This is a genomic window from Streptomyces sp. NPDC127190 (assembly GCF_042672505.1).
GTDB lineage: Bacteria > Actinomycetota > Actinomycetes > Streptomycetales > Streptomycetaceae > Streptomyces.
This window is the reverse complement of the sequence record NZ_JBHXVE010000017.1, coordinates 17,586-44,136: the sequence shown is the minus strand read 5'-3', so window position 1 is coordinate 44,136 and position 26,551 is coordinate 17,586. Positions and strand designations below refer to the sequence as shown.

At 72.4% G+C, this 26,551-nt stretch carries 20 protein-coding genes; 5 read left to right on the top strand and 15 right to left on the bottom strand.

Annotated features, from left to right (window positions below; genetic code table 11):
- Positions 1–109 precede the first annotated feature (109 nt).
- Both ACFVIU_RS24725 and ACFVIU_RS24720 read right to left on the bottom strand, forming a co-directional pair.
- The gene (locus ACFVIU_RS24725) at positions 110–1,399 is read right to left on the bottom strand and encodes an extracellular solute-binding protein (RefSeq protein ID WP_385845114.1); all 1,290 of its coding nucleotides are present in this window, start codon (positions 1,397–1,399) and stop codon (positions 110–112) included.
- Between the two features lie 1,818 nt (positions 1,400–3,217).
- A complete protein-coding gene (locus tag ACFVIU_RS24720; RefSeq protein WP_385845113.1) occupies positions 3,218–5,284 on the bottom strand; it encodes a carbohydrate-binding module family 20 domain-containing protein in 2,067 nt (688 codons plus the stop codon).
- A gap of 190 nt (positions 5,285–5,474) precedes the next feature.
- Here ACFVIU_RS24720 and pulA point away from each other — a divergent pair, with 190 nt between their 5' ends.
- Together pulA and ACFVIU_RS24710 are read left to right on the top strand one after the other, a co-directional pair.
- Positions 5,475–10,874 (top strand): pullulanase-type alpha-1,6-glucosidase, encoded by a 5,400-nt coding sequence (pulA, locus tag ACFVIU_RS24715; RefSeq protein ID WP_385845112.1) that lies wholly within the window; start codon positions 5,475–5,477, stop codon positions 10,872–10,874.
- A 32-nt stretch (positions 10,875–10,906) separates the two neighbouring features.
- The gene (locus tag ACFVIU_RS24710; protein WP_385845111.1) at positions 10,907–11,272 is read left to right on the top strand and encodes a 5-carboxymethyl-2-hydroxymuconate Delta-isomerase; all 366 of its coding nucleotides are present in this window, start codon (positions 10,907–10,909) and stop codon (positions 11,270–11,272) included.
- 12 nt (positions 11,273–11,284) lie between these two features.
- On the opposite strand, the gene ACFVIU_RS24705 is transcribed toward ACFVIU_RS24710, so the two are convergent.
- The 4 genes from ACFVIU_RS24705 to ACFVIU_RS24690 form a co-directional block, all read right to left on the bottom strand.
- Positions 11,285–12,001: a TetR/AcrR family transcriptional regulator gene (locus tag ACFVIU_RS24705; protein WP_385845110.1), complete on the bottom strand. Its 717-nt coding sequence runs from the start codon at positions 11,999–12,001 to the stop codon at positions 11,285–11,287.
- A 36-nt stretch (positions 12,002–12,037) separates the two neighbouring features.
- Entirely contained in the window at positions 12,038–13,096 is a 1,059-nt protein-coding gene (locus ACFVIU_RS24700) for a PDR/VanB family oxidoreductase (protein WP_385845109.1), read from the bottom strand.
- Positions 13,096–13,974: a metal-dependent hydrolase gene (locus tag ACFVIU_RS24695; RefSeq protein WP_385845108.1), complete on the bottom strand. Its 879-nt coding sequence runs from the start codon at positions 13,972–13,974 to the stop codon at positions 13,096–13,098. Before ACFVIU_RS24695 ends, ACFVIU_RS24700 begins: the two co-directional genes overlap by 1 nt.
- A 69-nt stretch (positions 13,975–14,043) precedes the next feature.
- Positions 14,044–15,963: a hypothetical protein gene (locus ACFVIU_RS24690; RefSeq protein WP_385845107.1), complete on the bottom strand. Its 1,920-nt coding sequence runs from the start codon at positions 15,961–15,963 to the stop codon at positions 14,044–14,046.
- A 146-nt stretch (positions 15,964–16,109) separates the two neighbouring features.
- Between ACFVIU_RS24690 and ACFVIU_RS24685 the strand changes: the two genes are divergently transcribed.
- The gene (locus tag ACFVIU_RS24685; protein WP_385845105.1) at positions 16,110–16,505 is read left to right on the top strand and encodes a hypothetical protein; all 396 of its coding nucleotides are present in this window, start codon (positions 16,110–16,112) and stop codon (positions 16,503–16,505) included.
- Between the two features lie 90 nt (positions 16,506–16,595).
- Here the strand turns inward: ACFVIU_RS24685 and ACFVIU_RS24680 are convergent, their stop codons facing one another.
- The 6 genes from ACFVIU_RS24680 to ACFVIU_RS24655 all read right to left on the bottom strand — a co-directional run bounded on the left by ACFVIU_RS24680 (position 16,596) and on the right by ACFVIU_RS24655 (position 21,968).
- The gene (locus ACFVIU_RS24680; RefSeq protein ID WP_385845104.1) at positions 16,596–18,143 is read right to left on the bottom strand and encodes a DUF1996 domain-containing protein; all 1,548 of its coding nucleotides are present in this window, start codon (positions 18,141–18,143) and stop codon (positions 16,596–16,598) included.
- A gap of 100 nt (positions 18,144–18,243) precedes the next feature.
- Positions 18,244–19,275, bottom strand: a complete 1,032-nt coding sequence (locus tag ACFVIU_RS24675) for an SDR family oxidoreductase (protein WP_385845103.1) — start codon at positions 19,273–19,275, stop codon at positions 18,244–18,246.
- 67 nt (positions 19,276–19,342) lie between these two features.
- On the bottom strand, positions 19,343–19,936 hold the full coding sequence (locus tag ACFVIU_RS24670; RefSeq protein ID WP_385845101.1) for a winged helix-turn-helix domain-containing protein: 594 nt from the start codon (positions 19,934–19,936) through the stop codon (positions 19,343–19,345).
- Between the two features lie 79 nt (positions 19,937–20,015).
- Entirely contained in the window at positions 20,016–20,138 is a 123-nt protein-coding gene (locus ACFVIU_RS24665) for a hypothetical protein (protein ID WP_385845100.1), read from the bottom strand.
- A gap of 146 nt (positions 20,139–20,284) precedes the next feature.
- Complete coding sequence (gene glnII, locus ACFVIU_RS24660; RefSeq protein ID WP_385845099.1) at positions 20,285–21,316, bottom strand: glutamine synthetase; 1,032 nt, start codon at positions 21,314–21,316, stop codon at positions 20,285–20,287.
- 139 nt (positions 21,317–21,455) lie between these two features.
- A complete protein-coding gene (locus tag ACFVIU_RS24655) occupies positions 21,456–21,968 on the bottom strand; it encodes a MarR family transcriptional regulator (protein ID WP_385845097.1) in 513 nt (170 codons plus the stop codon).
- A gap of 66 nt (positions 21,969–22,034) precedes the next feature.
- On the opposite strand from ACFVIU_RS24655, the gene ACFVIU_RS24650 reads away from it, so the two are divergent.
- Entirely contained in the window at positions 22,035–22,907 is an 873-nt protein-coding gene (locus ACFVIU_RS24650; RefSeq protein ID WP_385845096.1) for an alpha/beta fold hydrolase, read from the top strand.
- 3 nt (positions 22,908–22,910) lie between these two features.
- Here the strand turns inward: ACFVIU_RS24650 and ACFVIU_RS24645 are convergent, their stop codons facing one another.
- The 3 genes from ACFVIU_RS24645 to ACFVIU_RS24635 all read right to left on the bottom strand — a co-directional run bounded on the left by ACFVIU_RS24645 (position 22,911) and on the right by ACFVIU_RS24635 (position 25,344).
- A complete protein-coding gene (locus ACFVIU_RS24645) occupies positions 22,911–23,648 on the bottom strand; it encodes a hypothetical protein (protein ID WP_385845094.1) in 738 nt (245 codons plus the stop codon).
- 120 nt (positions 23,649–23,768) lie between these two features.
- The gene (locus ACFVIU_RS24640; protein ID WP_385845093.1) at positions 23,769–24,137 is read right to left on the bottom strand and encodes an arsenate reductase family protein; all 369 of its coding nucleotides are present in this window, start codon (positions 24,135–24,137) and stop codon (positions 23,769–23,771) included.
- 10 nt (positions 24,138–24,147) lie between these two features.
- Positions 24,148–25,344, bottom strand: coding sequence for a PucR family transcriptional regulator (locus tag ACFVIU_RS24635; RefSeq protein ID WP_385845092.1), 1,197 nt, complete (start codon positions 25,342–25,344; stop codon positions 24,148–24,150).
- 179 nt (positions 25,345–25,523) lie between these two features.
- Here ACFVIU_RS24635 and ACFVIU_RS24630 point away from each other — a divergent pair, with 179 nt between their 5' ends.
- Positions 25,524–26,441, top strand: a complete 918-nt coding sequence (locus tag ACFVIU_RS24630) for an SGNH/GDSL hydrolase family protein (RefSeq protein WP_385845091.1) — start codon at positions 25,524–25,526, stop codon at positions 26,439–26,441.
- Positions 26,442–26,551 lie beyond the last annotated feature (110 nt).

Here is a 26,551-nt window from a genome sequence, read left to right as displayed (position 1 = left end):
CAGCCCCGGGGAGCCCCGGGCGGGGCGGCAGCGGGGAAACGTGTGTCCCCGGGGCTGCGTGTCCTTCGGTCGCCGTGCGGCTACCGTGGTCGGCTGCTGACGGTCAGGGTCAGCCGATGGAGTAGCCGGGCAGCAGCTGCTGGAACTGCTTGGCGGTGGCGTCCAGGCCGGACTTGACCGACTCGTCGCCCTGGAGGATCTTCACGTAGTTCTGGGCGAGCGGCGTGAAGAGCGAACCGACCTGCGGCAGCGCGACGCGGGGGCGGGCGGTCTTCTCCAGGATCGGCTTGAACCCGGCGATCTTGGCGTTGGCGGTGACATCGGAGGTGTACGCGGACTTGCGGGTCGGCAGCGTGCCGGTGCCCTTGGCGATCGCGATCTGGCTCTCGGTGGACGTCATGAACTGGGTGAACAGGTAGCTGGCGTCCAGGTTCGACGAGCCCTGGTAGACGGCCAGGTCGTGACCGCCGGTCGGGGCCTGGGCGGTGCCGCCGGCGCCGGCCGGGACGGGGGCGAAGCCGAGGTTGTCCTCCTTGCCCTTGAACGCCGAGCCGGTCACGTCGTCGCTCACCGACCACGGGCCCTGGACCAGCATGGCGACCTTGCCGTTCTTGAAGGCCGTCTGCATGTTCTGGTACGCGTTGGCGAAGTCGACCTTCATCGAGGCCTCGTCGTAGATCTTCTTCGCGGTCGTCAGGGCCGTGACGGCCTTGTCGTCGCTGATGGTGATCTTCTTGGCGGAGGTGTCGGCCATGTCGGCGCCGTTGCTGTAGAGCAGCGGGAGCAGGAAGTAGGAGTCCGGGTTGACGTAGGTGCCGTAGGCCCCGGTCTTCTTCTTGATGGTCTTGGCGTCGGCGATGAACTCGTCCCACGTGGCCGGCGGCTTGGCGATGCCGGCCTTCTTCAGCAGGTCCTTGTTGTACAGCAGGCCCAGGGTGTCGGTGACCGACGGCACGCCGTAGGTCTTGCCGTTGTACTTGGCGGTGTTCATCGGGCCCGTGTTGAAGTCCGAGGTGTCCTTCAGCGCGGCCGTGCCGTCGAGCGGGGCGATGTAACCGAGCGAGGCGTACTCCGCCATCAGGCCGACGTCGGTGCGGACGACGTCCGGGGCGCCCTTGCCGCTCTTCGCGGCCGACTTGAACTTCTGCTCGACATCGGTGAACGGGATGCTCTGGTAGTTCACCTTGATCTTCGGGTACGTGGCCTCGAACTTCTTGATCAGGGCCTTGTACGTCGGGGCTTCGGTCGCCGCGTCCGAGGTGTCCCAGTACGTGATCGTGCCGGAGACGTCCTTCGGGTCCTTCGGCTTGCCGGCCGCGCTGTCACCCGAGCCGCCACAGGCGGTGGCGGAGAGGGCGATCACGGTGACCGCGGCGGCGATCGATATGCCACGTCGCATATTGAAGCTCCTAGAAGAGGGAAGCCCGGATCGTCCCTTGGGAGACCGCGGGTGCCGTCTGTCCCAATCGACGGCCGCCGGGCGCGGGAGGAAAGTAGCAAGCCTGCAAGTCCTTGCGAAAGGCGTTGCAAGAAGATTTCTGCAAGATCTTGCAAGCGTGACGTTTCCGTTACCGCCAGGTTCCGTTCCCCCCGCCAGGGTGGCCATTTCCCACCGGCTCGTCCAGGGGCGGGCAGAGGGGAGTCGCCGCGCGGGAAGGCCCGGGTCGGCGTGGCCGGCGTGTCGCGGCTCCCGAGGCGGGCCCGGCCGGGCGGCGGCTGTCGGTCGTAGCGCACGAGGTCGTGGAACACCGCCCCGATCCGCCGGCGCGGCTCCCCGGCGTCGTCCTGCCGGACGTCGCCCCGTCCCACGGGACGCTGCCCCGGGTGGGGTCGTAGCACCTGCATAGCAGCCCGCAGCCCGCAGCCCGCAGCCGGGCCGCAGCCAGGGCCGCGGTGGCCGCAATCCCGGCCGGGCCGTCCTGTACAGCCGCAACCGCCGAGGTGGGCGCCGCCAGGTCCCGACCGTGGGGTCGCCCCGGGCCGCCGCTGCCGGGCCGTGGCGGCGGCCGCGGGGTCGGCCCCGGGGCGCCGGCGGGTTCTGCGGTGCGGTCGTCAGCAGATGGTGGTGGGCCGCGGCCGTGGAGGCGTCGCGATCCCGGCAGGGTCGCCCTGTACGGCCGCCACCGCCGAGGTGGGCGCCGCCAGGTCCCGACCGGGGGTCGCCCCGGGCCGCCGCTGCCGGGCCGTGGCCACGGGGTCGGCCCCGGGGTGCCGGCGGGTTCTGCGGTGCGGTCGTCAGCAGATGCTGGTGGGCCACGGCCGCGGGGGCGCTGCGGTCCCGGCAGGGCCGTCCTGTACGGCCGCCACCGCCGAGGTGGGCGCCGCCAGGTCCCGACCGTGGGGTCGCCTCGGGCCGCCGCTGCCGGGCCGTGGCCGCGGCCCGCGGGGTCGGCCCCGGGGTGCCGGCGGGTTCTGCGGTGCGGTCGTCGGCAGATGGTGGTGGGCCGCGGCCGCGGGGGCGCTGCGATCCCGGCAGGGTCGCCCTGTACGGCCGCCACCGCCGAGGTGGGCGCCGCCAGGTCCCTGGCCGAGGGGTCGCCCCGGGCCGCCGGGCGTACCGCCCGGTGCCATCGCGTCCGGCGGTGGTCCGGGTCCGGGCGCGCCGCAGCTCCGCTGCGAGGGTCGCGGCGCGCCGGGCGGGGCCAGGCCGCCAGGCGCGGGTGGACTGGCCGCAGTGACGCCAAGGGGTCGCTGGTCGTCGCGGGCTGTGGAGGTCACCGCCGCGGTCACGATCTGCGGGGCGTGTCCCGACCGCACTGCTCGGCGATCCCGACGGAGCTGACCGGCCGCCGGGTGCAGCTCCGCTGCGAGGGCCGCAGCGCGCCGGACCGGTCACAGTGACGCCACGGGGCCGCTCACGGTCATCCCGGCATGCCGCGCTCATGATGTGCGCGCGGCGGTGCCGACCGGGCTGCTCGGCCGGCCGCAGCCGGGTCATCGACCCTGTTCACCCCGGGCGTAGGGCCGGCTTGCCGCCCAGCGGTCGGTCTGGGGGCGCCAGCACCGCGGTGGCCCCCGTTCCCCGCCGCCCCGGCCGCCCGCCCGAGGGTGCCCCGGGCCGCGGCCCGCACGGAGAGCAGCAGGCGGCCCGCGCTCCGGCCGCCCCGCCGAAGGGCCCGCCGGGGCGCCGCCAACCCGGCGCCGGGCTCCACCCGGCCGCATGCGACGGTGGCGGTGACCCCTCGTGGGAAGGGGCACCGCCACCGCGCCGTTCGGGTTACTGCCAGCTGTCGTGGGTGCTGTAGCCGGAGGCGGCGCCCGTCGTGTACGACCGGTTGCCGCCCGACTCCCAGGTCACGTTCCCGGAGCCGTCCTTCTTGATGTACTTGTACTGGAAGGTGGTGCTCTTGGGCACGATGACCGCCTTGCTCCACACCGGGTAGGACGCCGAGGACAGCGGGATGGCGTCGGCCGTGTTCCAGGAGCCGAGGGAGGGGACGGAGCCGACGACGTAGACGTTGGTGCCGTACGTGGTCGTCGCGTTCTCGGCGAAGGTGACATCCGTGGCGTCGGTGTTCGCCACGTTCCAGGAGTTGTTCAGGGTGAGCGCCGAGGTGGTCGTGGTGGCCGACCGGTTGGCGTTGGACTCCCAGGTCACGTTCCCGGAGCTGTCCTTCTTGAGGTACTTGTACTCGAACGATGCGTTCACCGGCACGTTCACCTCGCCCGACCAGACCGGATACCCGGCGGACGACAGCTTGACCGCCTTGGAGGTGTCCCAGCCGCCCAGCGCCGGGATGGAGCCGACCACGTAGACGTTGCTGCCGGAGGGTGTGGACGCGTACTCGTCGAAGGTCGCGCTGACCGTGTCACCGGAGCCGCCGCCCGCGTCGCCGCAGCCCACCGTGCAGGTGTAGGACGCGTTGTAGAAGGCGACCGCACCCTTGGCCGGGACGGTGAGGGAGGCGCTGCCGCCGGACACGGTCACCGTGGAGGCCCCGCCGTCGATCACGTTCTTGTAGGTGCCGTCGGCCATGCCCGTGGCGAAGGTGTACGTCGCCGCCGAGGTGCCGTTGTTCAGCGCGAAGAAGCCCTTGCCGCTGCGCCCGAAGCCGATCACGGACGAGGACTTGGTCTGCCAGTCCGAGACGGCGGCGGTGTCCACGGCGTTGTGCCAGGCCACCATGCCGACCACGGCGGTGTCGCGGTCGAGGCAGTACCAGCTGCCGGAGCAGTCGGTGTTGGTCACGAAGCCCGAGGAGTTCGGCGGCGCCTGGTCGCTCTGGGTCCACTCCCAGCTGGCGTAGACCGTGGGCGTGGACCACTTGTAGGCGAGCTGGAAGAGGTTGGCCAGCTTGTAGCTGTCACCGTCCTTGTAGGACAGGTCCGTGCCGTTGCGCTCGGTGTCGTGGTTGGTGACGAAGGAGACCGAGTTGGCGGCCGGGAGGATGCCGCTGCTCTCGATCGAGGACAGGTCGGACACATTGCCCTGGAACGCGGACTTCAGCTTGCTCGCGTAGGTGAAGTCCAGGACGTCACCGGAGGCGTAGTAGTCCGAGGGCTGCGGGGTGGCGCCCGGGTAGACCTCCTGGAATATGTACGGCGTCGTCCCGGACGTCGTACGCGTGAGCTTGGACTCGATGGCGGCCAGGTCCGCCTCGGGGATGTGCTTGGCCGCGTCCACCCGGAAGCCGTCGACGCCCAGGGCGAGCTGGCTGTTGAGGTAGCCGGCGATGCCGCTGCGGACGTGGTCCGAGCCGGTCCTCAGGTCGGGCAGGCCGAGCAGCTCGCAGTTCTGGACCTGGGTCAGGTTGGAGTAGTCCTGGATGGTCAGGTCGGAGGTGGGGCAGTCGGTCGAGTCGTGGTAGTCGGTGCGGTCCCACTCGGGGGTGTCGTACTTGTTGCCGACCGTCGTGCCGTTGTATCCGGTGCCGGTCTGCGCGGAGGTGTGGTTGATCACCGCGTCCGTGTAGACCTTCACGCCCGCCTGGTGACAGGCGCTGATCATCGAGGCGAACTTGGCCTGGGACCCGAAGCGGCTGTTCAGGTCGTAGGAGTAGGGCTGGTAGACGTCCCACCAGTAGTAGTTGGACTGCTTGAGCGACTCGGCGGGCGGGGCGACCTGGACCGCGCCGTAGCCCGCCGGGCCCAGCACGTTCTTGCACTCCGAGGCGATCGAGTCCCAGTTCCACTCCCACAGGTTGGCGATCACATCGCCCTTGGCGGCGGGATCCGCCTGTGCGGGCGTGACCTGAAGAGTGGTCACGCCCAGGAACGCGAGCGCCCCCGCCGCGACGGCGCTCGCCGTGCGGTGGAGGACACCCGGTGGCCGGTGTCTGGTCATGTGCGGCTCCGACAGTGGGGGTTCGGCTTTCAACAACTGGTGAGACTGGGGCCGTTGAGAAGGGCACGTCAAGGGCGGTGCTGAAATTTCTTGCTGTGTGTTTCAAGACTCTTGCTGTAAACCTTTCGTTGGCGATACGGTCCCGCGGGGTCGGACCCCCCTGAGCCGTGACGCGAGGAGTTACCCGCCCGTGATACCGAGATGGCCGGCGCCCCGCACGCGCCGTACCCCACGCCGGAGAGGGGCCGCGGCCGTTGCCGCCGCCTGTCTCGCAACCGCCCTGATCCAGCCACTGGCCGCGCACGCGGCGACCGCGCCCGAGCCGCCCTCGGACGCCGCGCTCGCCGCCCAGGCCACCCGGCACGACGACACCCGCGAGCAGTTCTACTTCGTCATGCCGGATCGTTTCGCCAACGGCGACACCGCCAACGACCGGGGCGGGCTGACCGGTTCCCGGCTCCAGACCGGCTACGACCCCACCGACAAGGGCTTCTACCAGGGCGGCGACCTCAAGGGCCTGACGAAGCGGCTCGACTACATCAAGGGCCTCGGCACCACCGCCATCTGGATGGCGCCGATCTTCAAGAACCGGCCGGTGCAGGGCACGGGCGCGAACGCCTCGGCCGGCTACCACGGCTACTGGATCACCGACTTCACCCGGGTCGACCCGCACTTCGGCACCAACCAGGACCTGAAGAACCTCATCTCCACGGCGCACGCCAAGGGCATGAAGGTCTTCTTCGACGTCATCACCAACCACACCGCCGACGTCGTCGACTACCGGCAGAAGGAGTACGGCTACCTCTCCAAGGGCGCCTTCCCCTACCTGACCGAGGACGGGCGGCCGTTCGACGACGCCGACTACGCGGACGGCGGCCGGAAGTTCCCCGCCGTCTCCAACGCCTCCTTCCCGTACACCCCGCAGGTCACCAGCAACGCCAAGGTCCCGGCCTGGCTCAACGACCCGACGATGTACCACAACCGGGGTGATTCCACCTACGCGGGCGAATCGACCACGTACGGCGACTTCTCCGGCCTGGACGACCTGTGGACCGAGCGGCCCGAGGTCGTGCACGGCATGGAGAAGATCTACGAGCGGTGGGTGAAGGACTTCGCCGTCGACGGCTTCCGGATCGACACCGTCAAACACGTCGACCTGCCGTTCTGGACCCAGTGGGCCACCGCCCTGGACCGGTACGCGGCCGCGCACGGGCGGAAGAACTTCTTCATGTTCGGCGAGGTCTACTCCGCCGACCCCGACGTCACCTCCCCGTACGTCACCCAGGGCCGCCTCGACGCCACCCTCGACTTCCCCTTCCAGGACGCCGCCCGCGGCTACGCCTCCCAGGGCGGCAGCGCGCAGAAGCTGGCGAGCGTCTTCGGCGCCGACTACAGGTACACGACCGACAAGGCCAACGCCTATGAGCAGGTCACCTTCCTCGGCAACCACGACATGGGCCGCATCGGGTACTTCCTGAAGCAGGACAACCCCGGCGCCACCGACGCCGAACTGCTGAAGAAGGACGAGTTCGCCAACGAGCTGATGTTCCTCAGCCGTGGCAACCCGGTCGTCTACTACGGCGACGAGCAGGGCTTCACCGGCTCCGGCGGCGACAAGGACGCCCGCCAGACCATGTTCGCCTCCAAGGTCGCCGACTACCTCGACGACGACGAGATCGGCACCGACCGCACCCACGCGAGCGACTCCTACGACACCGCCGCCCCGCTCTACCGCGACATCGCCGCCCTGTCCGAGCTGCGCAGGGCCAACCCCGCCCTGGCCGACGGGGTCCAGACCGAGCGCTACGCGGCCGACGGCCCCGGCATCTACGCCGTCACCCGCACGGACGCGGCCACCGGCCAGGAGTACATCGTCGCCTTCAACAACGCCGGTACGGCGCGGACGGCCACCTTCGCGACCGGCTCGGCCGGCATGGCGTACCGGGCGATCCACGGCGCCACCGGCTCCGTGACCTCCGACGGCGACCGCAAGGTCACCGTCACCGTCCCGGCCGAGTCCGCCGTCGTCTACAAGGCCTCCGGCACCCTCGACGCGCCCGCCGCCGCCCCCTCCGTCACCCTGACCGCCCCCGCCGCCGGCGCCACCGGCACCGTGGAGGTCACCGCCGGCGTGACCGGCGGACAGCTGGACCGGGTCGTGTTCGCCGCCCAGGTCGGCGACGCGAAGTGGCACGTGCTCGGCACCGCCGACCACGCGCCCTACAAGGTCACCCAGAACCTCGGCAAGGACGTCCCCGCCGGAACCGCCCTGCGCTACAAGGCCGTCGTCGTCGACTCGGCCGGGCACACCGCGAGCGCCCTGGCGAGCAGCACCAGCGGCACCCCGCCCGCGCCGCAGGTCCCCACCGCCTCCTCCCGCGACTACGCGATCGTCCACTACAAGCGCACCGACGGCGACTACGACAACTGGGGCCTGTACGCCTGGGGCGACCTCGCCGACGGCGAGGCGACCAGCTGGCCCGCCGGCCACCCGTTCATCGGCCGGGACGCCTGGGGCGCCTTCGCCTACGTCAAGCTCAAGCCGGGCGCCTCGAACGTCGGCTTCCTGGTCGTCGACAAGGACGGCAACAAGGACGTCTCCGCCGACCGGAGCATCGACGTCACCCGCACCGGCGAGGTCTGGGTCGAGCAGGGCAAGAGCGACGTACTGACGCAGAAGCCCGGCTACCCCGCCCAGGACACCACCAAGGCGGTCCTGCACTACCACCGCGCCGACGGCGACTACAGCGGCTGGGGCCTGCACGTCTGGACGGGCGCCGCGCACCCCACCGACTGGTCGAACCCGCTGAAGCCGGTCAAGACTGATGCGTATGGCGCGGTCTTCGAGGTGCCGCTCACCGAGGGTGCCACCAGTCTCAGCTACATCATCCACAAGGGCGACGACAAGGACCTGCCCACCGACCAGTCCCTGGACCTCAAGGCCGACGGCCACGAGGTGTGGCTGGTGAGCGGGCAGGAGGAGCACCTGCTGCCGCAGCCCGCCGGCAGCGCCGCCGCCCTCGACCCGACCACCGCCAAGGCGATCTGGATCGACCGGGACACGGTCGCCTGGAACGGCGTCGACGGCGCCGCCTCCACCCAGCTGCTGTACTCGCCCGACGGCTCGATCGCCGTCAAGGACGGGACGCTGACCAGCGACGACGAGCACTGGATCCGGCTGACCAGGACCACGCTGACGGACGCCCAGAAGGCCAGGTTCCCGCACCTGAAGGACTACGCCGCCTGGTCCGTCGACCCGCGCGACCGGGACCGGGTGCGTGCGGCCCTGAAGGGCCAGCTCGTCGCCTCCCAGCGGGCCGCGAACGGAGCCGTGCTGGCGGCCACCGGGGTGCAGATCGCCGGAGTCCTGGACGACCTCTACCCGGCCGCCACCAAGGCGCGGCTCGGCCCGGTCTTCCACCACGGCCGGCCCACCCTGTCGGTGTGGGCGCCGACCGCGCAGAGCGTCGCCCTGGAGCTGGACGGCTCGCTGCACGCCATGCACCGCGACGACACCACCGGCGTCTGGTCCGTCACCGGCCCGGCGTCCTGGAAGGGCCGGTCCTACCGGTACGTCGTGAAGGTGTGGGCGCCCAGCGTCCGCAAGCTGGTCACCAACAAGGTCACCGACCCCTACTCGGTCGCGCTCACCGCCGACTCCGAGCGCAGTGTCGTCGCCGACCTGGACGACCCGTCCCTCGCCCCGAGCGGCTGGTCCGCCCTGCGCAAGCCGAAGGCCGTACCGCTGAAGGACGCGCAGATCCAGGAGCTGCACATCCGGGACTTCTCGATCGGCGACCCCACCGCGAAGCACCCGGGCACCTACCTGGCCTTCACCGACAGGAACAGCGACGGCTCCAAGCACCTGCGCGCGCTGGCCGGGGCCGGGACCTCCTACGTCCATCTGCTGCCCGCGTTCGACTTCGCGACCGTCCCCGAGAAGAAGGCCGACCAGGCGAGCCCCGGCTGCGACCTCGCCTCCTACCCGGCCGACTCCGACCAGCAGCAGGCATGCGTGGCGAAGACCGCCGCCAAGGACGCCTACAACTGGGGCTACGACCCCTACCACTACACGGTCCCCGAGGGCTCCTACGCCACCGACCCGGACGGCACCGCCCGCACGGTCCAGTTCCGCAGGATGGTGCAGGCCCTCAACCAGGACGGCCTGCGGGTCGTCATGGACGTGGTCTACAACCACACGGCGGCCAGCGGCCAGGCGGACACCTCCGTCCTGGACAAGGTCGTGCCCGGCTACTACCAGCGGCTCCTCGCCGACGGCTCGGTGGCCGACAGCACCTGCTGCGCCAACACCGCGCCGGAGAACGCGATGATGGGCAAGCTGGTCGTGGACTCGATCGTCACCTGGGCCAAGGAGTACAAGGTCGACGGCTTCCGCTTCGACCTGATGGGCCACCACCCGAAGGCCAACATCCTCGCCGTCCGCAAGGCCCTCGACGCGCTCACCCCGGCCAAGGACGGCGTCGACGGCAAGAAGATCATCCTGTACGGCGAGGGCTGGAACTTCGGCGAGGTCGCCAACGACGCCCGCTTCGTGCAGGCCACGCAGAAGAACATGGCCGGCACCGGCATCGCCACCTTCTCCGACCGCGCCCGGGACGCCGTACGCGGCGGCAGCCCCTTCGACTCCGACCCCGGCGTCCAGGGCTTCGCCTCCGGCCTGTACACCGACCCCAACGGCTCGGCGGCGAACGGCACCCCGGCCGAGCAGAAGGCCCGGCTGCTGCACTACCAGGACCTGATCAAGGTCGGGCTCACCGGCAACCTCGCCAAGTACCGCTTCACGGACGACGACGGCAAGGAGGTCACCGGAGCGGAGATCGACTACAACGGCGCACCCGCCGGATACGCCGACGCACCGGGCGACGCCCTCGCCTATGTCGACGCCCATGACAACGAGTCGCTGTTCGACGCGCTGACCTACAAGCTGCCCGCCTCCACGAGCGCCGCCGACCGGGCCCGGATGCAGGTCCTGGCGATGGCCACGGCCGCCCTCTCGCAGGGCCCGGCCCTCTCCCAGGCCGGCACCGACCTGCTGCGCTCGAAGTCGCTGGACCGCAACTCCTTCGACAGCGGCGACTGGTTCAACGCCATCCACTGGAACTGCGCGGACGGCAACGGCTTCGGCCGGGGCCTGCCGATGGCGGCCGACAACCAGTCCAAGTGGGAGTACGCCAAGCCCCTGCTGAGCACGGTCAGGGTGGGCTGCCCGCAGATCACCGGCGCCTCCGCCGCCTACCGGGACCTGCTGCGGATCCGTACCACCGAGAAGGCGTTCTCGCTCGGCACGGCGGACGCGGTGCAGGGCCGGCTGTCCTTCCCGCTGTCCGGCCCGGACGAGACGCCCGGCGTGATCACCATGACCCTCGGTGACCTGGTCGTCGTCTTCAACGCCACCCCGCACCAGCAGGAGCAGAAGGTGACCGCCCTCGCCGGGACGGACTACCGGCTGCACCCGGTGCAGGCCGGCGGCGCCGACCCGGTGGTGAAGACCTCCTCCTACGCGGCCGGCTCGGGCACCTTCACCGTCCCGGCGCGGACCGTGGCGGTGTTCACCAGGGCGGCGAAGTAGGGTCGGGCCGTTGCCGTAGAACAGGAGTGGCCATGCCGCAGATCACCGTCGACTACTCGCACCCGGTGGAGGACGCCTTCGACGAGAGGGACTTCGCGCGGGCCCTGCACCAGGCGGTTGTCGAGATCGCGGCGGCCCGGCCGGAGGCGTGCATGACGCTCTTCCGGTCCAGTGACTCCATGGCGTTCGGATACGAGGACCCGGAGGCGCACGGACACGCCATCGTGAACGTGACCATCGGGCTCCTCGCCGGCCGCAGCGAGGAGACCAGGGCGCGGCTCACCGAGACCGTGCTGGAACTGGTCCGCGCCCATGTGGCGCCGGAGGAGGGGGTCGTCCTGCACGCCTCCGCCGAGGTGCGCGACCTCGATCCCTCCTACCGCAAGTACGACGGATAGCGGGACCGGCGCTCAGGGCGCCAGGGACAGCAGCCGGCCGACCAGCTCCGCGAAGGGGCCGTCGGCCGGCTCTTCCTTGACCATCGTGCGCAGGGTCTCGGCCATGTCGTCGTCGTAGGCCGCGCTCACCGCGGCCAGCGCGGCGAAGTCGTGCACCAGCTGGAGTTCCAGTTCGGCGCGCGGCACCCGCCGGCCGTCCAGCCAGAGCAGCGCCGTGGACTCGGCGAGCGAGATCCAGGAGCGGACGACCAGCTCCAGGCGCGGGGAGGCGTCGGTGACACCGAGGTGCGCCAGGATCTGCTCGTAGGCGGCCTGCCGTACGGAGTCGATGAGGGCGTTGGTCGTGGACACGTGGTCCTTGGTGCCGACGCCGTCCGCGGAGACGGCCGGGCCGCCGCGCATCAGCGCCGAGAAGCCCGGGCCGTGCTCGTCCACGAAGTCGAAGTAGCGGCGCATCACGCGCAGCAGCCGGGCGCCGAGCGGACCCTCGTGCGGCTCGGCGAAGCGCGCCGCGAGATCCTCCGCCGCACGCTTCAACGCCGCCTCGTACAGGCTGAGTTTGCCGGGGAAGTAGTGGTAGACCAGCGGCCGGGAGATGCCCGCGGCCGCGGCTATCTCGTCGATGGAGACCTCGTCCGGCGAGCGCCGGCTGAACAGCTCCAGTGCGACACCGATGAGCTGCTGCCGCCGCTCCTCGACGCCCATCCTGCGGCGAACCCCGGTACTCATGCGAACACCTTACCGACCGGTTCGGATCGGTGGTGTTCACATGTCCAGCACCAATCGATCACTTCGTGCACGCGATACACAGAGCAGCATCGAGTCACCACGCTCCGCGTCCGTGAGCAGCTCGTCCCGGTGGTCGATCTCCCCTTCCAGCACCCGCTGTTGGCAGGTCCCGCAGAAGCCCTGCCGGCAGGAGTAGGGGATGTCCGGCAGCTCCCGGCGTACGGCGTCCAGCACGGTGGAGGCGGCCGGCACGGTCACCGTCCGCCCGCTGCGCCGCAGTTCGACCTCGAACTCCGTGTCGCCCTCGGTGGCCGTGCGCGGGGCGAACCGCTCCAGGTGCAGCGCGGCGCCCTCGGGCAGCCGCTCCGCCACCGCCGCCATCAGCCCCTCGGGGCCACAGCAGTACACCGCCGTGCCCTCCGGCACCCCGGCGAACAGGGCGTCCAGGTCCGGCCGTCCGTCCTCGTCCTCGGCGACCAGCGTCAGCCGCTCCCCGGCCAGCTCCCGCACCTCGGCCAGGAACGGCATCGACGCCCGGGTCCGCCCGCAGTACAGCAGCCGCCAGTGAGCGCCGTCCGGCAGCGCCCGCAGCATCGGCAGAATGGGGGTGATGCCGATCCCGCCCGCGACGAAGACATAGGAGTCCGCCGCGACCAGCGGGAAACGGTTCCGCGGCCCGCGCACCTCCAGCTCCATGCCCTCGGCCAGCTGCTCGTGCACCTCCCGCGAGCCGCCCCGCCCGTCCGCCACCAGCCGGGTGGCGACCGTGTAGCCCGAGGTGTCCCGGGGGTCCCCGCACAGCGAGTACTGCCGCACCCGTCCCGAGGGCAGCACCAGGTCCAGATGCGCGCCCGGCTCCCAGCGCGGCAGCGCCTCGCCCTCCAGCCGCAGCCGTACGACCCCGTCGGCGACCGTCTCGTGCGAGGTGAGCAGCAGCCGCAGCGCCCGGGAACGCGGCCGGCCGGATATCGGCGGGTCCAGCGCGGGCAGCGGCCACAGCGGCGAGTCCTGGATGCGCCGGCGCAGGGCGCGCCGGGTCAGCAGGGCGGCGCCCGTGAGGAGCGCGGCGGTGGCGAGGGCGCGGGGCTGCGGCATCACGCGGCCCTCTTCTGCGCCGCCGTGGCCGCGGGGGAGGAGGCCAGATAGGCGACCGCCTGCTCGGTGTCGCCCTCCTGCGAGGGGTGGTAGTCCCGGCTCAGATAGCGGGGGATGGACCGGAGCATGTCCCCGGTCGAGGGCAGCAGACCGCTCCTGCCCCGCAGGTAGAAGTCCTTGAAGGAGGCCTTGCCGTCGACCAGCGTCGGGTCGTTCTCCATGAAGAACCGCACCCCGCGCTGCCACAGGAACACCAGCGCCGTGAAGGCCGTGGCCCAGGTCCGGGCGCGCCGCCGGTAGCTGCCGTCCAGGTGCAGGAACAGCTCGAAGGCGACCGAGCGGTGCTCGACCTCCTCGGCGCCGTGCCAGCGCAGCAGGTCCAGCATGGTCGGGTCGGCGCCGCACCGGTCCAGCTGCTCGGCGTTGAGCACCCAGTTGCCGAGGAAGGCGGTGTAGTGCTCGATCGCCGCGATCAGCGCGACCCGCTCCAGCAGCCACCACCGGCGCGGCCTGCCCGGCGGCAGCGTCCGGTCGCCGAGCAGCTTCTCGAAGAACCAGTCGACCTGCGCGGTGTACGGCGTCGGGTCGAGCCCCTGCTCGCGCAGGTGCGGCAGCACCTCGTCATGGGCCTGGGAGTGCATGGCCTCCTGGCCGATGAACCCGATGACGTCCTCGCGCAGCCGCTCGTCGCGGATGTACGGCAGCACCTGCTTGTACACGTGCACGAACCACCGCTCACCGGCCGGCAGCAGCAGGTGCAGCACATTGATGGTGTGGGTGGTGAACGGATCCCCCGGCACCCAGTGCAACGGGGTGCCGTCCCAGGAGAAGGACACCTTGCGTGCCGTGAGCGGCACCCGGGCCTGCGTGTTAGACATGGCGTCAATGTACTGGCGGGTAGGTCCCCTGGGAACCCCCGCGGCCGAGCTTGTTGACGCCAGTGTCAACTAGTGCAGTCCGGTGACCGTCCGCCCGTCCGCCAGGGTGCCCTTCAGCTCGGCCTGCGCCCCCTGCGTGGCCCGCGCCGCCAGCAGCGCGCCCGGGCCGGAGGCGGTGACCCCGCCCGTGGCCCGGATCGACGCCGTCCGCGGGTCACCCGCCGCCAGCAGGTACCAGTGCCCGCCGCCGGACTTCCACAGCACCCCGGCCAGCACATGCGGATCCCGCGGTCCGCAGGCCGGCACGTCCACGCCCTTGGCGACGGCCGCGCCGACCGGCCCGTTCGGGGTGCGGAACTGGGCCAGCGCCACCGTGCCGTCACCGCGCCAGGTGTCGGCCCGGGTGCACACCCAGTCACCCGCCCCGCTGCCGTCGGGCAGCGGCTGCTCGGAGTACGGCCAGGCGTTGACGGTGCGCACCCCGGCCGCCCGCTCGGCCGCCAGCGAGCAGGCGAACGGCGCCCACGCGCGCAGCCCCGCCGCCCCGGACGCCTCGCCGGGCGCACCGGGCCGCCCGGCGGTCAGATGGGCCGGGACCAGCTCGCCGAGGTCGGTGGCGAGCCGGGTCCCGGAGGCGTCGGTCAGCTGGAGCACGGTCCACGAGGTGCAGGCGCCGGGCTGCAACGCCGGGCTGGCCAGCGGTGCGGTGACCCCGTCCGTCACGGTCAGCGGGGTCGCCGCCGAGGCCGGCTTCATCAGGTCCCGCGCCGCCGCCCTGCGCACCCAGGGGGCGGTCAGATAGCGGACGTTGCCGTCGGCGCGGCCCAGCACCAGCGCGCTCGCCTCGGCGCCGGTCGCGCCGTCGACCCGGGCGAAGTCCAGCGCCGCGCCCGCGGTGCCGTCCTTCGGCTCGGCGTAGCGGGCGATGCGCAGACCGTCGTAGAGGATCACCACCCGGGCGGTGTCCACCTCGCCCGCGTACAGCAGCTGGGGCGGGCCCGCCGGGCCGCCGGTCTGGGTGCCGGGGGTCGCCGAGACCCGGACGGTCTGCCCGGGGCGGGCCCAGACGGCGAGCGCCCGGCGCAGCAGCGCGGTGTCCCCGGTGAGCGGGCCGCGCGCGGGCCACACCGAGAAGTCGGTGCGCGCCGAGGTCTTCCAGGCGGTGGGGGAGATCCGCACCAGCCTGCCCGGATCGAGGGCGGCCTCGGCGGACGGGTTCTCGGCGTAGGCGGGCGCGGCGGCGCCGTCCGGGCCCCAGCCGTCGCCCGGCAGCGCGACCAGCGCCCCGCACACCGCGAGCGCGGCGGCCGCGGCGAGCGCGGCCCTGGTGTGCTGACGGCGGCGCACCAGATCGGTGGGCCGGGCCTGGAGCGAACAGGGGTCGAACTCGGGGGAGTCGAGCAGCGGGCCCGGCGCGGGGATGTCGTCCGCGGTGGCCAGCGCGCCGCCCGGGTCGTCCACCCCGGCGGCCGTGAGCACCTTGCGCACCTCGGCGTCGGACAGCCGGTCCAGGCCGCGCAGCACACAGGCGGCCCGGGCCGGCCCGGACAGCGCGGACAGCCGCTGGTCCAGGGCGAGTTCGTCGGCGCCGCCGGAGCGCGGGAAGAGCCTGAGGCCCCACACCTGCGGCAGCAGCGGCGGCAGCTGGGACAGTTTGGGCAGACCCGCGCGGGGCCGGGCCGCCTCCAGCGCCGAACGCAGCACCCGCTCACGGAGGAAGGCGTACCCGGGGTCGGCGTCCCGGCGGCCGGCCTGGGCCGGGATCGTCGACCGCCGGCCGCGGCCCCGGGGCAGGGCCCGCTGGACCAGTGCGTGCGCGGTGAGCACCCGGCGGCTGCGGCCGAGACCGGGGGGCAGTACCAGGTAGGCGATGCGGACCAGCCGTGGGTAGTGCTCGACGAGCGCGGCCTCGGCCTGCTCGACGTCGACCGGGCCGGCTGCTCCGGAGGAGGCGGGTGCGTGGCGCTGGGCTACATCCTGTGACTGCACGTCCGGGAAAACGAGCGACGCGTTGATCGGTCACCGCCGGCCGGGTGGCCCGCCCCGGCGCGGCCCCGGATTTGAGCGCTCCGCGGCCGGGAGCCGTATCCGAAGGAGCTGACGCATGCTGTGGGCCACACGATCCGGAGGAACAGATGAGGCTGACCCGACCGATGCTCGCCGCCGCCGCGGTCCTCGCGCTGGGCGGCTGCGGCGCCGGCGGCACGACCGCGAAGGTGCCGCCGACCGCGACCGGCAGCCTGGAGAAGCTGGCCGCCGCGGTGCGCTGCACGCCGGACATGCAGACGGACGCCGACGAGATCCGCCAGGCCATCTGCGCCAACAAGGACGGCAAGTTCATCCTCGCGACCTTCGCCACCGACCGCGGCCAGCGCGAGTGGATCAACGACGCGAAGGACTACGGCGGTTACTACCTCGTCGGCCGCAAGTGGGTCGCCGTCGGCGACGACGGCACGGTCCGTGCGCTGCGGGGCACGCTCGGCGGTGATGTCGAGATGGGCACCGACCACCGCCATATGCACGGCGGCTGAGCGCGGCCCCGGGCACGCGGGAGGCCGGTGACGGGAGGGGGGCTTCCGTCACCGGCCTCGTTCACGGCCCGTCCGCGGGGTGGGGCGGGGTCAGGCGCAGTTCGCGCCGCTGTTGATGCAGTTCGCGATCCGGTTGGCCAGACCGCCGGTCGTGATGCTGATGAAGTCGTCGTGGTCCGTGGCCGGCTTGTGCAGCTGCTCCGGGAAGCCGTCCACCGCGTAGGCGTTCTTCACCTGGCCGTTCTGCACGGTCGGCGGGGTGATGTTGTAGACCAGCCGCATGGTCAGCTGCGGGATGGCCTTGAAGCCGTTCGGGCAGACCCCGCTCGCCGGGTCCGGGAAGGCCACGTGCGTACGGTGGTTGGCGCTGTCGATGTTCTGCCCGTCCCAGCAGCTCTGGAAGGCGAAGGTCCGCACCACCTTGCTGCCCTGCGGACAGATCGGGTACTGCTGCGTCAGCTGGACCTTGTTCTCGAAGCCGGTGCAGCTCCAGTGCGCGTTGGCGTTCGCCAGACCGTTGGTGGTGGTCTTGGCGTCACCGGTGATGATCCGCAGGAACTGCGGCATCGGCACCACCTTGCTCGCCGGGCTGCCCACGTACTTGATCTGCGCGGCCACCGGGGTCAGGATCCGGCCGGCGTTGCCCTCCTTGCCACCGCCGAGGGCGTTCTGGTCGAAGTCCTGGGTGCCGTCCTGGACCCGGACCACCGGCCAGTAGTACGCCGACAGGTCGTTCTTGTTCTGGCAGCTGGTGCCGCCCTGGAGGAACGTCTGGTTGCTGGCGAAGGCGTTGATCTTCTGGTTGCCGACGTAGTCGTGCAGGTGGTGCGCGCCGTTGGTCACTCCGGGCGCCACGATGACGTTGTCGGTGTTGTGGTTCTTGTTGGCGTTCACCCCGCAGCGGGTGACGAACGTGCCCGTCGAGGCGTTGCCGGTCTGGCGCGGCTTGCCCTGGACGTTCGGGGCGACCTTGGTGATGTCCACGAAGTCCGCCGCGACGGGGCCGTTGCCGGCCTGGCCGCCGATGTTCTGCCCGGCACCGCCCTGCTGGCCGGCACCGCCCTGCTGGCCGGCACCGCCCTGCTGGCCGGCACCGCCCTGCTGCTGACCGCCGGTGTTGTTCTGCTGGCCACCGTTGTTCCCCCCAGCGGTGGTCTGGTTGGCGGACTGCGTCGTGCAGGAGGCGAGCTGGGCGAGCGAGTTGTCGAAGCTGCCGCCGGCGCGCTGGACGTCGATGCGGATCCGGTTGATCGTCGCCGACCGCTTTTCCTTGAGCGGGCCGACGATCGCGTTCTGCACGAAGCTGGGGTCCTTCGACTGCGCGTCCCGGGTGGAGGCGAGCCGGGTGTAGGCCTCGGTGATCTGCTTGTCGAGGTTCGACAGCTCCTGTGCGACACCCCAGCGGGCGGCGTTCGGCACGTTCGTCAGCTTCTGGCCGACGTCGGGGCAGGAGATGGTGGCGACCTGCGCCGTTGCGGCCTTCGTCTGGTTGCCTCCCCACATCTGATTGTCCGACTCGTGCGCCGAGGCGTAGAAGTTCGCCCAGAGCAGCCCGCCCCCACCGAGCGCTAGGGCCGCCGCTGCGGCTAGCGCCTTGGTGGCCGGTGGCGTACGGCGTTTGCGTGTGTTGCGTCCCATGGAACTCCTCTGACTTCCTTGCGGGGCGGCAGCGAGGCGCCCGACAGGAGTGAAGCGGCGCCCTTCCATACGGGCGCCGCCCCAAAGGTGTTCACCGGTCTCACAAATTCCCTTCGGAAACAGCGAGTTGGCTCGCCAGGGCCAGCACCCCGGCCTCCACGTCCGGATCCAGCCCGACGGCGGGCCGGTCCGGGCGGCGGGGCGCCTCGCCGCCGATCCCGGTCAGCCAGCGCCAGGTGTCCGCGACGGTCTCCGTCACCGGCCGGCACACCAGCCCGGTCTCCAGCGCCCGGGAGACGTCCGCCCCGTGCGCGCCGGCCCACTCCTCGCCGGGCGGCACCCAGACCGGCAGCTGGGTCCACGGTTCTATGCCGGCGGCCAGGATCGTCTCCGGGTCGGTCCAGCGCAGCTCGGCGCCCGCGCCGGTCACCTCGGCGCAGGCCCGCAGCAGTTCGCCCATGGTGGTGTGGCCGGGCGGGCTCACCAGGTTGTACGGCCCGCTCGCCCCCCGCTCCACCGCGCCGAGCAGCCACTGGGCGAGGTCGCGCACATCGACGTACTGGAGCGGCAGCCCGGCCGGTCCCGGCGCCAGGACCGGGCCGCCGCGGGCCGTCCGGGACAGCCACCAGGGCAGCCGGCCGACGTTCTCGTACGGGCCGAGGATCAGCCCGGCCCGCACCAGCACCGAGCGTGCGGCGCCGAACTCCGCCACGGCGGCCAGTTCACCGCCCCGCTTGTCCCGGGCGTAGTCGGACGTCCCGGCGTCGGCGGACGCCCCCTCGACCAGCGCGGCGGCGTCCTCGGCGACCCCGGGCGGCCAGGGCCAGGCGTACACCGAGCGGCTGGAGACGTACACATACCGTCCGGCCCGCTCCCGCAAGGCTCGTGCCGACCCCCGTACGGCACGAGGCTCACCGGACCAGGTGTCGACGACCGCGTCCCAGCTGCCCGGGTGCGCGGCGAGGGCGGCCAGGCCGTCCGGGGAGGCGCGGTCACCGGTCAGCGACCGCACCCCGGAGGGGGGCTCGCGGCGCCCCCGGTTGAAGACGGTCACCTCCCAGCCGCGGTCGAGCGCGGCCTCCACGACGGCCCGGCCCACGAACTCCGTACCGCCCAGCACCAGAAGTCTCATACCGGGGAGCCTGCCCGCCCGGGGGCGGGGCGGGAAGAGCGCTCTGCCGTCGGCAGAACGACGGGGTTCAGCGCCCGGCCGGCGGGGTGTACTTGTAGCCGACCCGGCGCACCGTCTGGATCGCCCGGCGGTGCTCGGCGCCCAGCTTGCGGCGCAGCCGGGCGACGTGCACGTCGACGGTACGGCCGTCGCCGACATGGCCGTACCCCCACACCGTGGAGACCAGCTGGTCGCGGGTGTGCACCCGATGCGGGTTGGTGACCAGGTGGGCGAGCAGCTCGAACTCCAGGTAGGTGAGGTCCAGTGCGCGGCCGTCGACGCCGGCGGTGCGCCGGGTGAGGTCGATGCGGACCAGGGGATCGGGCGGGCCGCCCGCGGCGTCGTCGGCTGGGTCCGGCACGGCGACCGGGTCCGGTACGGCGACGGGGGTGAACGGCGGGTGCTGGTCGGCGGGGACCAGCACCAGGTAGCCGACCATCGGCGGCCGGCCGGGCAGCGCGGGCAGGGTGTGCTGCGGGGCGGGCAGCCAGGTGGCGCCCGGCGGCAGCAGCTCCGCGATGTCGAAGGCCTCGTCCGGGGCGACGGCGCGCAGCCGGTGCCGGGCGCCGACGGGGGAGGGGGCGACGGGGGAAGGGGAGGGCAGGGAACGGGTGATCGCCATGAGAGGTCAGCTCTTTCGCGCGAGGAGTGCGTCGGGGACGTACGTCGTTTCGCGCCGACCGGGGCCGGGAGTTACGGCTTCAGCGGGTCCGCGCGGTGGTCGCGCGACAACACATCCGGTCGAAGTCGTGGTGCTGACGGGACGGCCAGAAGGGCTCGAGGTCGTGACGACCCGTCGCGAGGTTCTTCTGGAAGCCGGCCATGCGCCTATTGAAGCAGACCCGGTCCGCTCCGACGACCCTGGTGTCACCGGCAACTCGCGGACGGGGGAGCGGGGCAGGGCGGGCGCCGGGCATGCGGCAGGGGCGCCCGCCGTCACGGCGGGCGCCCCTGCGGACGAGCGGGCGGATCAGACCTGGCCGGCCTTCTCCAGGGCGGAGCAGCAGGTGTCCACCAGCAGGCGGGTCACCACGTACGGGTCGACGTTGGCGTTCGGACGGCGGTCCTCGATGTAGCCCTTGCCGTCCTTCTCGACCTGCCACGGGATGCGGACCGAGGCACCGCGGTTCGAGACGCCGTAGGAGTACTCGTTCCACGGGGCGGTCTCGTGCAGACCGGTCAGCCGGTCGTCGATGCCGGCGCCGTAGTTCTTGACGTGGTCGAGCGGCTTGGAGCCCTCGCCGAGCGACTCGCACGCGGTGATGATCGCGTCGTAGCCCTCGCGCATCGCCTTGGTGGAGAAGTTGGTGTGCGCGCCGGCGCCGTTCCAGTCGCCCTTGACCGGCTTGGGATCGAGGGTGGCGGAGACACCGAAGTCCTCGGCGGTGCGGTAGAGCAGCCAGCGGGCCACCCACAGCTGGTCGGAGACCTCCAGCGGGGCCAGCGGGCCGACCTGGAACTCCCACTGGCCGGGCATGACCTCGGCGTTGATGCCGGAGATGCCCAGGCCCGCCTTCAGGCAGTTGTCCAGGTGGGCCTCGACGATCTCACGGCCGAAGATCTCGTCGGCGCCGACACCGCAGTAGTAGCCGCCCTGGGGGGCCGGGAAGCCGCCCTCGGGGAAGCCCAGCGGGCGGGCGCCGTCGAAGAAGGTGTACTCCTGCTCGATGCCGAAGATCGGCTCCTGCGCGGCGAACCGCTCCGCGACCTCGGCCAGCGCGGCCCGGGTGTTGGAGGAGTGCGGGGTCATGTCGATGTCGAGGACCTCGCACAGCACCAGGATGTCGTCGCCGCCGCGGATCGGGTCCGGGCAGGTGAAGACCGGCTTGAGGACGCGGTCCGAGGAGTGGCCCTCGGCCTGGTTGGTGGAGGAGCCGTCGAAGCCCCAGATCGGCAGCGCGTCGAGACCGGCCGGGGAACCCGTGATGATCTTCGTCTTGGAACGGAGCTTGGCCGTCGGCTCGGTGCCGTCGATCCAGATGTACTCAGCCTTGAAGGTCACGGGGCCACATCCTTCGGGGGTGGGTCGGGCGCACCGGCGGGCGGGTGCTGCGGCGCTGCGGCACTGGGGCGCCGCTCGATCTGCCGCGCAGCTTGTCAACAGGCGGTTTCCCGGTCATTGCTCGAATGTGAACCCCGTGTTACCTGGTGGTTCTGTGCCGCGGGTCACGTTGTGAGGTGTCGGTGGGCGGGGTATGGGACGCCTCCGCCGCGGCCCGCCGCACCCCGTCGAGAAACCCGTGGATCGCGGCCCGCTCGCGCTCGTCATAGCCGCGCAGCAGCTCCAGGCAGCGCTCGATCAGCGGGCCGAAGAAGGACCGGCCGAGCGCGACGGCGCGTTCCTCCACCTCGATCACCACCCGCCGCCGGTCCCGTGTCCCACGCACCCGGCGTACGTGTCTGGCCCGCTCCAGCCGGTCCACGAGGGCGGTGGTGCCCGCCGAGTTCAGGCCGAGCGCGGCGCCGAGCCGTCCGGCGGTCAGCTCCTCGTCGGCCCGCCGCGCGTCCATGAGCGCGATCAGGGCGCGTACGTCCGTGGGGTGCATGCCGTGCTCCTGCGCGAACCGGCCGCTGTGCAGCCCCAGCTCGACGGCGACCGCCCGCAGCAGATGGACGGTCTCCAGCTCGGGTCCGGGTACCGGGTCCGTCTCCACAGGGCCTCCCCGCTACTATCTCGCTCGGCGAATATCTTGCTGAGCGAGATAATAGGGGGTTCTCCGATGGTTTCCACGGCCGGGTACGACGGCGACGCCTTCCGGGTTGCGTACGACAGGGTGCTGGCGAAATGGCCGGCGGACCGGGAGTCCCTGTTCGTCTCCACCCCCTTCGGGGACACCCATGTCAACGCCTGCGGCCCGCGCGACGCGCCCCCGCTGCTGCTCCTGCCCGGCGGCGACGGGGCGACCGCCGCTTCCTGGTACGCCCAGGCCGCCGAGCTGTCCCGGATCCGGCGGGTGTACGCCGCCGACCTGATCGGCCGCCCCGGCCTCGGCACCCCGGCCGACGCCCGCCCGCTGCGCACCGCCGACGATCTGGCGGCCTGGCTGGACGCCCTGCTCGACGGCCTCGGCGCCGGCGCCGCCGACGTGGGCGGACACTCGTACGGCGGCTGGATCGCCCTGCACCACGCGCTGCGCTCCCGCGCCCGGGTACGCCGGCTGTTCCTCCTGGACCCGACCCAGTGCTTCGCCGGGTACCGGAAGTCCTACCTGCTGCGCGCGCTGCCGATGCTGCTCGGGCCCACACCCGGCCGGGTCCGTGCCTTCCTGGAGTGGGAGACCGGGCGGACGGACCTGGACCCCGACTGGCTGCGGCTCCAGGAGGCCGCCGCCGGCTTCCCCGCCGAGCGGCCGGTGACCGGCCCGCGCCCGGCGCCGGACGCGCTGCGCGCGCTGGACCTGCCGGTCCTGCTGCTCGTGGCCGCGAACAGCAGGACCCATGCGGCGGGTGAGGTGGCCGGCCGGGCGCGCGCACTGCTGCCGCGCGTGCGGACGGCGATCCTGCCGGGGGTCTCCCACCACGCGCTGCCCCAGTCCGCGGGGCCCGACGACGACGTGGCCGGCCGCCTCACCGCGTTCCTGTCCGGATCCTGAGCCTCACCCCACCTTCTCGATCAGCGCGTGCCGGATCAGGAACTTGCCGGGCTCCCTGACCTGTTCGAAGGCCGCGTTGTTGAGCAGCACGCAACTGCCGGAGACGGAGGTGACCTTCACCGTCGTGGACTTGTTGTTGTCCAGGTTGGTGACCTTCAGGGTCGTACCCGCCGGGAACTGCCCGCTGGACGCGGCCGGGGCACCGGCCTCGCCGGACAGGGTCACGGTGGAGCCCTTGCAGACCTGCTGACCGGACTGCGCGCCCGCCTGTCCGGCGGCCTGCTGGCCCTGCTGTCCGCCGGCCTGCTGGCCCGCCTGCTGCGAGGCTTGTCCGCCGGCCTGCTGCGAGGCTTGGCCGCCCGCCTGCTGCCCGGCCTGTCCGGCGGTGCCGTTCTGCGCAGTCTGGGAGCCCTGAGCCGACTCCCCGACGGTGCATCCGGCAGCCTTCTGCTGGACCTTGATCTGGTCGATCACCGCCTGCCGGTTGGCGATCCGGGCCGCCGACTGGCTGTCCGGATGCGCCTTCTGGCCGTCGATGAACTTCTGGTTGTTGCCGAGCGCCGTGGCCAGCCCCTGGCACACGCCCGCGTCCCCGGCCGACAGCGTCCGCGCGTGCTGGGCACCGGGCTGGGCGGCGTTCGACGTGGTGGCCAGCGCGAAGGCACCGCCACCGGCCACCGCCGCGGCGCTGACGAGCAGCGCGATCTTCTTCTTCGTACCGAGAGTTCTCCTGCGCGACATGCGCGCCTCCTGAAAGAGGTAGGGGAGCGTACGTCGCTAGGTACGAGATACCGAACAGGGTTGCTCAGCCGCTGAAGCGCTTACCCAAGTAACCTGAGTCACAGGGGAGTTGAGCGGCGCTCAGCTCTTGTTGTGCGCCAGGGCCTCGCGTACGGCCTCCTCGGTGCGGGCGACCAGGGCCGTACCGTCGTCGGCGGTGATGATCGGCCGCTGGATGAGCTTCGGGTGCTCGGCGAGCGCCGTGATCCACCGCTCCCGCGACTCCGCATCCCGCGGCCAGTCCTTCAGCCCCAGCTCCTTGGCGGCCTGCTCGCCGGTGCGGGTGATGTCCCACGGCTCCAGGCGCAGCCGCTCCAGTACGGCCCTGATCTCGTCCGCGCTCGGCACGTCCTCCAGGTAGCGGCGGACGGTGTAGTCGGCGCCCTCGGCGTCGAGCAGGCCGATCGCGCTACGGCACTTGGAGCAGGCGGGATTGATCCAGATTTCCATGCGCGCCACGCTACCCGGGCTCCGGCGGCAGCAGCCGCAGTGCCTCCAGGGCCACGGCGAGGTCGGCGACCGCGCGGGGATCGCGCAGGCAGCGGCCGGTCAGCTCCTCCAGCCGGCGCAGCCGGTAGCGGACGGTGTTGCGATGGCAGTACAGCCGCCGCGCCGCGTCGGCCGCCGAACCCCCGGCCGCGTACCAGTGGTCCAGGGTCTCCAGCAGCCGGCCGCTCTCCTCCGGCGGCAGCTCCAGCACACGCGCGAACACCGCCCGCGCGATCCGGCCGGCCTCGTCCAGGGACGCGGCCACGAGCGTGGCGACCGGGCTGTCGTCGAACCGTACGACGCCCGCCGCCCCCTTCGGCAGCCGCGCCAGGCACAGCCGGGCCAGCCGCAGCGCCCGGGGCGTGTCCCGCAGCGCGGAGTAGGCGGGGCTGACCCCCACCCGGGAGGCGGTGAAACCGCCGAGGACGCGCAGCACCGCCTCCTCGCCGTCCGGGCCCGCGGGTGCCACCACGCCGATCTGCGCGTCGGGCAGCAGCCGCCAGGCCGAGCGGATCCGCTCCGCCTGGAGCCGGGGCTCGATCCCGGGCAGCCCCTCCCGGCCCGGCGCGGGCACCCCGGCCGCCACCACGACGAACGGCCCCTCGGCCGGCAGCCCGAGCGCGTCGGCCGCCTCCCACACGGTGGTGCGGTCGGTCAGCACCCCCGTGAACAGGGCCTCGACCAGCGCGGACCGCTCGCGCTCCCGCTGGAGCAGCAGCTCCGAGGCGGTCTCCCGGTAGGCGTCACTGGCGGCCGCCGCCAGCCCCTCGTTCATCCACCACGCGGCCAGCGCGACCACGGTGTCGGTGGTGACGGCGTCCGCGGTGCGGGCCTCGGCCGCCAGCTCGGCCCACAGGAACTCCGAGCCGACGCGGTAGGCGTGCAGCAGCTCCCCGAGCGGCGCACCCTCGCGGGCCGCTCTGCGGCCGGTCTCCCGGGCCGCCTCCGGACCGGCCGGGCAGCCGTCGGCCAGCTGCCCGAAGACCAGCTCGGCGTTGCGCCGGCAGGAGGCCGTCAGCTCCTCGAAGGCGACGGGCCCCCGGCCGCCGTAGTAGCCGACCTCGGCGCGGATCCGGCGGGCCATCCGCAGCCCCAGGTCCGGCGCGCGGCCCAGCAGCACGGCGGCGACCGGCGCGATCGCGGGCGGGGGCGGCGGTATGCGGGTCATGACCGGGAGGTTACGCAGCGCCGCGCGCCCCACAAGACCGTTGTGCGCCGGGACAGTTGGACCGGCCCGGCACGGTGCGCGGGCACATGGCCCGCCGGGCCTGGGCCCACCACGATGTCCACACCGTTACCGGCCGGTATCGAACGTGACGTCCGTCGTGAGCCTCCCCAGGAGTGACCGTGCCCAGAGCCGCACTGAACCGACCGAAGCCGACCGCGGTGCAGAGAATGTCCGCCCTGGTCGGCGGAGCCCTGCTCGCCACCGCCCTCACCACCACCGCCCACGCGGACACCACTGCCGCGAGCGGCACCGACCCGGCCGCCGGCACCTATGTGGCGCTCGGCGACTCCTACGCCGCCGGCGCCGGCATCCCCGGACAGTCCGCCGGGCTGTGCATGCGCTCCGACCACGACTACGGCCGGCTCGTCGCGGCCTCCCTGACCCCGGCCGGCTACCGGGACGTGACCTGCGCCGGGGCGAAGACCGGCGCGCTCACCACCGCCCAGACGGACGCCGGCTCGGCGGTCAACGGCCCCCAGCTCGACGCCGTCGCACCGGACGCCACCCTGGTCACCGTCACCGTCGCGGGCGACAACCTCGGCACGTCCGACTTCGGGTTCGGCGACGTCGCCGCCACCTGCTCCGGCCTGTCCGTGACCGCCCCGCTCGGCACCCCGTGCCGCGACTACTACCAGGACACCCTCACCGAGCGGCTCCAGGCCGCCGGGGCGGAACTGGGCAGCGCCCTCCGGCAGATCCGCGCCCGCGCCCCCCGGGCCCGGGTGCTGGTCGTCGGCTATCCGGCGGTACTGCCCGACGACCCCACCCGGTGCCTCGGCAAGATGCCCATCACCACCGGGGACCTCACGTTCCTGCGCACCGTCCTGGGCGACCTGAACGACACGGTCGCCACCGCCGCCCGCGCCGACGGCGACACCTACGTCGACACCCTGACCCCGACCCTGGGTCATGACGCCTGCTCCGCCGCCCCCTGGATCGAGGGGCTCCTCCCCGCCTCGCCCGCCCTGCCGCTGCATCCGAACGCCACGGGGGAAGGCGCCATCGCGGCCGCGGTGCTGCACGCCCTCGGCCGCTGACCCCCCGGCGTGTTCGAATTCCGACCGCCTCATCCGCACCTTCCGAACCTCGTGTGACACAGCGCCAATTTCCAGCTTGACCTGGGAGTTCGCGCACTCCGCGACCATCC